The 2,138-nt window shown below is 49.9% G+C and carries 3 protein-coding genes; all 3 read right to left on the reverse strand.

Features of this window, described 5'->3' with window-relative positions:
* Nucleotides 1-614 (reverse strand): ABC transporter ATP-binding protein (locus AC1DWN_RS32780; RefSeq protein ID WP_477563020.1); only part of this gene is annotated, 614 nt, incomplete at its 3' end.
* Nucleotides 611-1,420: an ABC transporter permease gene (locus AC1DWN_RS32785; protein ID WP_477563021.1), complete on the reverse strand. Its 810-nt coding sequence runs from the start codon at nucleotides 1,418-1,420 to the stop codon at nucleotides 611-613. The genes AC1DWN_RS32780 and AC1DWN_RS32785, both read right to left, overlap by 4 nt.
* Nucleotides 1,417-2,138 (reverse strand): ABC transporter permease (locus tag AC1DWN_RS32790; RefSeq protein ID WP_477563022.1); only part of this gene is annotated, 722 nt, incomplete at its 5' end. The genes AC1DWN_RS32790 and AC1DWN_RS32785, both read right to left, overlap by 4 nt.

Below are 2,138 nucleotides of genomic sequence, written 5' to 3' on the forward strand. Positions count from 1 at the left end.
AAAATGCGGTCCGAGATCGTCATTGCTTCCTCCTGGTCATGCGTTACGAAAATCATCGTCATCCCCAAATCTCGCTGAATGCTCCGAAGGTCGCTCTGCAAGCTTTTTCTGATTTTGGCATCGAGCGCGCTTAGCGGCTCGTCCAGAAGAAGGATGTCAGGTTCGGTGACAAGCGCTCTGGCGAGGGCGACACGCTGCTGCTGGCCGCCGGAAAGCTGATGCGGATAAGCCGATTCTTTGCCGGACAAGTGTACCAATTCTACCGCTTGCTTCACCTTAGCAGCAATCTGTTCGCGCGCTAGCTTCTGCATTTTCAGCCCGAAGGCGATGTTGTCAAAGACCGTCATATTAGGAAACAGAGCGTAGGATTGAAACACCATGCCCACATTCCGGCGCTGCGGAGGCAGCTGGGAAATATCTTTCCCGTTCACGCGAATCGTCCCGCCATCCAGCGTTTCGAGTCCGGCTATGCAGCGCAGAAGCGTGCTCTTTCCGCAGCCGCTCGGTCCGAGCAGGGTGACGAGTTCCTCTTTTTCTACGCTCAGTGAAACCTGCTGCAGAACTGTGGATTTCGCGTATCGCTTAAACGCCTGATCGATTTGTACATAGCTCATTTCGCATTCTCCTTGATTTCTACTTTCTTCCGGAAACGTGTACCCAGCCTCAGCATCAGCCAGGAAATGATCAACACGATCAGGAAGTATGCTATCACAATGGCACTCGATATATGGCCGTTTTCATTCATCCGTCGCATCAAATAAATTTGGATCGTTTCATAATGCCCGCCAATGAGAAAATTGGCCATGACAAACTCGCCGATCAAGATCGAAAACGATAACAGGGCGGAAATCAAAATTCCATTTAAAATATTCGGTGCGATGACAAGTAAAAATGCCTTGATTTTGCTTGCCCCTAATATTTCGGCTGCTTCCATGAGCCTCCTGGCGTCAATGGTGCGTAGGCTGTTTCGAATGCCTTGATACACATAAGGAATAACGAGTACGTAATACGCGCCGACCAGGATCCAGATCGTTCCGGACAACACGATGGGGCCGCTCGAGTACACCTTGATCAATCCAACGGCGGCTACCACGCCCGGTACGGCGAAAGGAATCATTGCAAGTGTTTGCAACAAACGTTCAAGCTTCGGTACATACATGAAGACGACGAATACGGTCAGTGACATAGTCGTCACACTCGCGGCAATTGCGATGAGCGATACCGTCATCGTTCTCCCGACGGCCGACAGGAAACGCGAATCTGTAAACAGATCCCTGTACCAGTCAAGCGTATAGGAAACCGGGAGAACCGTATGGCTCCAATCTTTGGCGATCGAGTACATGAACGTAGCCGCCAAAGGCAGCATTAGATAAAGAATCGTTGCGAAAACGACGAGATACGAAATCCATTTTTTGTTCATGTCAAATCTCTCCTGAACCGCCGCATCAGGCGTTCGTTACACCACATGGCCCCGACCATCAACAATGCCAAAATGACGGCGAGCGCGCTTCCGAGCTGCGGCTGAACGGCTACGTCTCCGGCTACAAGGGAACTGATGCGGATCGTCAACAAGTTGTAGTTGCTACCGACGAGCGCATAAGCAGTTGCGTAAGTTCCCATCGCATTGGCGAACAGGATACTGAATGTCCCGGCCACGCTGGGCAATAGTACGGGCATTCCGACATGCCGCCAAAATTGAAACGGTGACGCCCCGAGCAATGCGGCGGATTCTTGCCAGTTCTTATGAATGCCCGAGTAGGCCGGGTAGAGCAGCAAAATGGCCAAAGGAATTTGAAAGTAAACGTAAACGATGACAAGACCGCTCCAACTGTACAAATTGAACGACTCAAACAGATTCAATCCCCATTCTTTCAACAGAAGCGTAAAAAGTCCACTGTTTCCTAGCAAAATAATGTAGGCAAACGCAAGCGGTACGCCGGAAAAGTTTGACGTCAGATTGGAAAACGTAATTACGAAGGTTTGAATTTTTTGCGGCATTCGCGTAATGGAATACGACACTATCAGAGCGATGACCATACCGATAACACTGGAATATAGCGAAATGAGCAAGCTGTTGACCATGCCTTTGGAGTAATAAGGACTGGTCAAGGCGGTTTTATACTGCTCGAGTGTATAGG

Source organism: Paenibacillus sp. P4_A7 (assembly GCF_056402455.1).